At 69.0% G+C, this 6,119-nt stretch carries 8 protein-coding genes; 7 read left to right on the top strand and 1 reads right to left on the bottom strand.

Annotated features, from left to right (window positions below):
• The 3 genes from ACTS11_RS02495 to hydA all read left to right on the top strand — a co-directional run.
• On the top strand, positions 1-1,199 hold a 1,199-nt coding region (locus ACTS11_RS02495), incomplete at its 5' end, for a Zn-dependent hydrolase (RefSeq protein ID WP_442638772.1).
• Entirely contained in the window at positions 1,196-1,450 is a 255-nt protein-coding gene (locus tag ACTS11_RS02490; protein ID WP_442638771.1) for a hypothetical protein, read from the top strand. The genes ACTS11_RS02495 and ACTS11_RS02490, both read left to right, overlap by 4 nt.
• A gap of 25 nt (positions 1,451-1,475) precedes the next feature.
• On the top strand, positions 1,476-2,930 hold the full coding sequence (hydA, locus tag ACTS11_RS02485; RefSeq protein WP_442638770.1) for a dihydropyrimidinase: 1,455 nt from the start codon (positions 1,476-1,478) through the stop codon (positions 2,928-2,930).
• Positions 2,931-2,951: 21 nt separating this feature from the next.
• On the opposite strand, the gene ACTS11_RS02480 is transcribed toward hydA, so the two are convergent.
• Positions 2,952-3,362, bottom strand: coding sequence for a cupin domain-containing protein (locus tag ACTS11_RS02480; protein WP_442638769.1), 411 nt, complete (start codon positions 3,360-3,362; stop codon positions 2,952-2,954).
• Positions 3,363-3,390: 28 nt separating this feature from the next.
• Between ACTS11_RS02480 and ACTS11_RS02475 the strand changes: the two genes are divergently transcribed.
• The 4 genes from ACTS11_RS02475 to ACTS11_RS02460 form a co-directional block, all read left to right on the top strand.
• Positions 3,391-4,212: an ABC transporter ATP-binding protein gene (locus ACTS11_RS02475; RefSeq protein ID WP_442638768.1), complete on the top strand. Its 822-nt coding sequence runs from the start codon at positions 3,391-3,393 to the stop codon at positions 4,210-4,212.
• Between the two features lie 89 nt (positions 4,213-4,301).
• Complete coding sequence (locus ACTS11_RS02470) at positions 4,302-4,634, top strand: hypothetical protein (protein ID WP_442638767.1); 333 nt, start codon at positions 4,302-4,304, stop codon at positions 4,632-4,634.
• A gap of 10 nt (positions 4,635-4,644) precedes the next feature.
• Positions 4,645-5,604 (top strand): ABC transporter permease, encoded by a 960-nt coding sequence (locus tag ACTS11_RS02465; protein ID WP_442638766.1) that lies wholly within the window; start codon positions 4,645-4,647, stop codon positions 5,602-5,604.
• A gap of 41 nt (positions 5,605-5,645) precedes the next feature.
• A partial coding sequence (locus ACTS11_RS02460) for an ABC transporter permease (RefSeq protein ID WP_442638765.1) occupies positions 5,646-6,119 on the top strand: 474 nt, incomplete at its 3' end.

The following is a 6,119-nucleotide window of genomic DNA, read 5'->3' as shown; positions in this document are numbered from 1 at the left end:
CGCTCATGGAGATGGCGAGGATCGGGCCGGGGGTGGCTGGCGGCAACAACCGCCAGACGCTTACCGACGAGGACACCGAGGGGCGCGCGCTGTTCCAGACATGGTGCGAGGCGGCGGGCCTCTCCATGGGGGTCGACGAGATCGGCAACATGTTCGCCCGCCGCGAGGGGACGGACCCCGAGGCGCTGCCGGTCTATGTCGGCTCGCATCTCGACACGCAGCCGACGGGCGGCAAGTACGACGGCGTGCTCGGCGTTCTCGGCGGGCTGGAGCTGGTGCGGACGCTGAACGATCTGGGCATCCGGACGAAGCGCCCCATCGTCATCGCCAACTGGACGAACGAGGAGGGGACGCGCTTCGCCCCCGCCATGCTCGCCTCCGGCGTCTTCGCGGGGCGGCACGACCTCCAGTGGGCCTACGACCGGGTGGACGCCAAGGGCAAGCGCTTCGGCGACGAGCTGGAGCGGATCGGCTGGAAGGGCGAGGAGAAGGTCGGCGCGCGCAAGATGCACGCCTATTTCGAGCTCCACATCGAGCAGGGGCCGATCCTCGAGGCCGAGGGCAAGGACATCGGCGTGGTGACGCACGGCCAGGGCCTCCGCTGGATCGAGTGCACCGTGACCGGCAAGGAGAGCCACACGGGCTCCACTCCCATGCACATGCGCAGGAACGCGGGCCGCGGCCTCGCCCTCGTGACCGAGCTCGTCCACGAGATCGCGATGAAGAACCAGCCGAACGCGGTGGGCGCGATCGGCCATATCGACGTCTACCCCAACTCCCGCAACATCATCCCGGGAAAGGTCGTCTTCACGGTCGACCTGCGCACGCACCTCCTCGACAAGCTGAACGCCATGGTCGACGAGTTCCTGGCGCGCGCGCCCGGCCTCTGCGAGGAGATCGGCGTCGGTTTCGAGGCGCAGATCGTGGGCCAGTTCGACCCGCCCGCCTTCGACGAGACCTGCGTGCGCACCATCCGCCAGGCCGCTGAAAAGCTGGGATATTCGCACATGGACATCGTGTCCGGTGCAGGCCACGACGCCTGCTGGATCAACGATGTCGCGCCGAGCGCGATGATCATGTGCCCCTGCGTCGACGGGCTTTCGCACAACGAGGCCGAGGAAATCTCGCGCGAGTGGGCGACAGCGGGCGCCGATGTGCTATTCCATGCCGTGGTGGAAACTGCGGAGATCGTGGAATGATCCGAACGACATACCTGGTGGCGCCCCTCGTGCTGGCCCTTGCGGCCTGCGGCGCGCCGCCGACCCCCGAGGGACAGAGCGAGCCCCTGACCGAGCAGCTCGCCGCCCTCGTCGCCCCGGGGCAGGACATGAGCAACGTCCGGATCGAAAGCGACGGCTGCTACTGGTACCGCTACGTGGGGCCGGTCGAGGTGACGTTCCTGCCGCTTCTCACGCGGGACGGACGGATGATCTGCACGCGCCCGCAATAAGGGCGGACATGACAGGGAGAACGCGATGAGCACGGTGATCAAGGGCGGAACGGTGGTGACCGCGGACCTGACCTACGAGGCGGACGTCCTCGTGGAGAACGGGGTGATCACCGGGATCGGCAAGAACCTCAAGGGCGACACGGTGCTCGACGCCACCGGGTGCTACGTGATGCCGGGCGGGATCGACCCGCACACGCACCTCGAGATGCCCTTCATGGGCACCTATTCCTCCGACGACTTCGAGAGCGGCACGCGCGCCGCGCTCTCCGGCGGAACGACGATGGTGGTCGACTTCGCGCTGCCCTCGCCCGGTCAGGGCCTCTTCGACGCGCTCCGGATGTGGGACAACAAGTCGACGCGGGCGACCTGCGACTATTCCTTCCACATGGCCGTGACCTGGTGGTCCGAGCAGGTCTTCGACGAGATGCCCGGCATCGTGCGGGAGCGGGGGATCAACACCTTCAAGCACTTCATGGCCTACAAGGGCGCGCTGATGGTGAACGACGACGAGCTCTTCGCGTCGTTCCGGCGGCTGGCCGAGCTGGGCGCCACCGCGCTCGTCCATGCCGAGAACGGCGACGTGGTGGCCGAACTGCAACAGAAGCTGATGGCCGAGGGCAACACCGGGCCGGAAGGCCACGCCTATTCGCGCCCCTCGCAGGTCGAGGGCGAGGCCACGAACCGCGCCATCATGATCGCCGACATGGCGGGGGTGCCGCTCTACGTCGTCCACGTCTCCTGCGAGGAGGCCCACGAGGCGATCCGGCGCGCAAAGGCCAACGGCAAGCGCGTCTGGGGCGAGCCGCTGATCCAGCACCTGACCCTCGACGAGAGCGAGTACTTCCACCCCGACTGGGACCATGCCGCGCGCCGCGTGATGTCGCCGCCCTTCCGCAACAAGCAGCACCAGGACAGCCTCTGGGCCGGGCTCATGTCGGGCTCGCTCTCGGTGGTGGCGACGGACCATTGCGCCTTCACGACCGCGCAGAAGCGCACCGGCGTGGGCGACTTCACCAAGATTCCGAACGGCACCGGCGGCCTCGAGGACCGGATGCCGATGCTCTGGACGCATGGGGTTCGCACGGGTCGGCTCACCTTGAACGAATTTGTCGCCGTCACCTCCACGAACATCGCCAAGATCCTGAATTGCTATCCGAAAAAGGGTGCGATCCTGGTCGGCGCGGATGCCGATATCGTGGTCTGGGATCCCGAGAAGTCCAAGACGATCACGGCGGACAAGCAGCAGTCGGCGATCGACTACAACGTCTTCGAGGGCAAGGAGGTGACGGGCCTGCCGCGCTTCACGCTGACGCGCGGCCATGTCGCCATCCAAGATGGCGAGATCCGCACGCAGGAGGGTCATGGGCGTTTCGTGGCGCGCCCGCCGAACGGCTCGGTGAACCGCGCCCTCAGCCAGTGGAAGGAACTGACCGCGCCGCGGCCGGTGGAGCGGACGGGCATTCCGGTCACGGGCGTCTGATGGCGCTCGGGGCACCAGCGCTCAGGGCACCAGCGCGTCGAGTTCCGGCAAGAGGACGACGCTTTCCTGCTCGTGCGGATCGGTCCGGGCGATCACCGCTCGGGCCGGGGCGTCGTATGGGTTCAGCGGCAGATGCGGAACGTCGGCCGGAATGTAGATCATGTCCCCCGCCTCCGTCTCCATGCAGTGCTCGAGACGCGGCCCCCAGTACATCCGCGCGCGCCCCTCGAGCACGTAGATCGCCGTCTCGTGCGTCTCGTGCTTGTGCGCCCTGGCGCGCCCGCCCGGCGGCACGGTCAGAAGATGCATGCAGATCGCCTGAGAACCCGTTGTTTCCAGAGCGATTCCCTCGAAATAGTCGAAGCCCTGCTTGCCGGAATAGGTCCCTCCGGGACGCAGCTTCCGGCACTCGGCCGGCATGGAGTCCTTCATGGATGACGCGCCTTTCCAAGGGGGCGGCATGAGCGCCGCCGCCGAGAGAGTGGCAGAGGCCGCGCCCCCGGTCGAGACCGTGATCGAGGCGCGCGGCCTCGATCTCACCTTCCAGACGGCGGACGGGCCGGTCCAGGCGCTGCGCGACGTGAACCTCACCATCCGCAAGGGCGACTTCGTCAGCTTCATTGGCCCCTCTGGCTGCGGCAAGACCACGTTCCTGCGCGTCGTCGCGGCGCTGGAGGAGCCGACGGGCGGCAGCATCACCGTCAACGGGATGAGCCCCGACGAGGCGCGCCGCGCGCGCGCCTACGGCTACGTGTTCCAGGCGGCGGGCCTCTACCCGTGGCGGACCATCGAGAAGAACGTGAAGCTGCCGCTCGAGATCATGGGCTATGACCGGGCCGAGCAGGAGCGGCGCGCGAAGAACGTCCTCGAACTCGTTGATCTTGCTGGCTTCGGCAAGAAGTATCCCTGGCAGCTCTCGGGCGGCATGCAACAGCGCGCCTCTATCGCGCGGGCGCTCGCCTTCGATGCCGACCTCCTCCTCATGGACGAGCCCTTCGGCGCGCTCGACGAGATCGTGCGCGACCACCTGAACGAGCAGCTCCTCGCGCTCTGGCGACGGACGGGAAAGACCATCGGCTTCGTCACGCACTCGATCCCCGAGGCGGTCTACCTCTCGACCAAGATCGTGGTGATGAGCCCGCGCCCCGGCCGGATCACCGACGTGATCGAGAGCGATCTCGGCCCGGACCGGCCGCTCGACATCCGAGACACGCCGGAATTTCTCGCCATCGCACACCGGGTGCGCGAGGGACTGAGGGCGGGGCATGCCTATGACGATTAGCGACCTCTCCCCATGTCGCGATCCGGCGCGCGGGGCGGGGGCCGCCCCCGCTAGAAGCGGGACATCGGCGCGGTCGGAGGGTCCCGGGGTTGAGCGCGGCATTCCTTGCATGGCTCGGCGGCGCGATGGCCGTCTACCTCACGGCGAGCACGCTCCTGCGCGCCTACGTGGGCACGTCGCGCCTTTCGTGGCTGCTGCTCGCACTGGTGCTCTACACGATCGGCAACCTCATCATGGTGCGCCTGATGCGCGAGAGCGGCATGGCCATCGCCATCTCGATCAGCGCGGTGCTCCAGCTCGTGCTGGCGGCGGCGGTCGGGATCGCGGTCTTCGGCGAGCGGCCCGGAACGCTCCAGGCCGCGGGCCTCGCGCTCGGGGTGGTGGCGGTGGCGCTCATCGCCTGGCCGACGCGGCCGAGCTGAGGGCCTGGGCATGAGCGCCGCGGCCGACACGGCGGCGGGGGGCGGCGCGGGCGCGCTCGGACGCGGCCTCGGCGCCGTGTCGGGCGCGGTCTTCCCGGTCATCGCCGTCGTCGCCGTCATCGTCGCCGTCTGGTATGCCGCCGCCATCGGGCTGAACAGGGCCTGGACGCTCGACCAGGCGCAGCGGCAGGGGGTCGAGCTGAGCGCGGCCGAGATCCTCGCCGACGCCATGAGCCAGGAACGTCCCGTCCTGCCCGCACCCCACCAGGTCGCGGCCGAACTTTGGAACACGACCGTGGGCGAGCCGCTCCTGCGCGAGCGGCGGGGCGCGTACAGCCCGAACCCCCGCAACCTCCTGTTCCACGCCTGGCAGACGCTGGCGCCCACGCTGCTCGGCTTCGTCATCGGCGGGCTCGCGGGCGTGCTGCTCGCCGTCGGCATCGTCCACAATCGCGCGATGGACCTCAGCGTCATGCCCTGGGCCATCGCGAGCCAGACCATCCCGATCCTCGCCATCGCGCCGATGATCATCGTGGTGCTGAACTCGGTCGGGCTGGAAGGGCTGATCCCGAAGTCGCTGATCTCGGCCTATCTGAGCTTCTTCCCGGTCGTCGTGGGCATGGTCGCGGGGCTGCGCAGTCCGAACGCGATGGACCTCGACCTCCTGCGCACATATTCCGCCTCGGGGCCCGAGACCTTCTGGAAGCTCAGGCTTCCGGCGTCGCTGCCCTTCCTCTTCGCCTCGCTCAAGGTGGGGATCGCGGCGGCGCTTGTCGGCACCATCGTGGCGGAACTGCCGACCGGCGCGCGCTTCGGCCTCGGCGCGCGTCTCCTGACGGGGAGCTATTACGGCCAGACGATCCAGATCTGGTCCGCGCTCTTCATGGCGGCGATCTGTGCCGCCGCGCTGGTGGCGAGCCTGAGCCTGATCGAGCGCGTGACGCTCCGGCGCATGGGGCTCGACCGATGAGCGGGGCTGTGGCATCGCGCGGGGCGCTTCCCGCCTGGATCATGCCCGCCCTCGGCGCGGCGCTGGTGGCGCTGGGTTTCGCCATCGACTGGCGGCTCGGCGCGATCCTCGCGCTCTGGCTCGGGGCCTGGGCGCTCAACGCGCTGATCGCGGGCCGCGCGCGGGGGGCGGGGGTGCGCTTCCTCGTGCCGCTGATCTTCGGCGCGACGCTGCTCGGGCTCTGGGAGGCGACGGTGCGCCTCTACGAGATCTCGCCGATCATCCTGCCGGCGCCCTCCGTCATCGCCGCGACCTTCGCGGAGAACACGGAAACCCTCTGGGCAGACTTCCGCCAGACGATCCTGAAGGGCGCGCTCGCGGGTTACGCCATCGGCTGCGGCGCGGCATTCCTGACGGCCATCGCCATCGACCGCTCGCCCTTCCTCCAGCGCGGGCTCCTGCCCGTCGGCAACTTCATCGCGGCGCTGCCCATCGTGGGCACGGCGCCCATTCTCGTCATGTGGTTCGGCTTCGGG

Source organism: Roseicyclus sp. (genome assembly GCF_052168335.1).
In the GTDB taxonomy this organism is placed as follows: domain Bacteria; phylum Pseudomonadota; class Alphaproteobacteria; order Rhodobacterales; family Rhodobacteraceae; genus Roseibacterium.
Note: the sequence above shows the minus strand (reverse complement) of the source record. Positions and strands in the feature narration are given on the sequence as shown.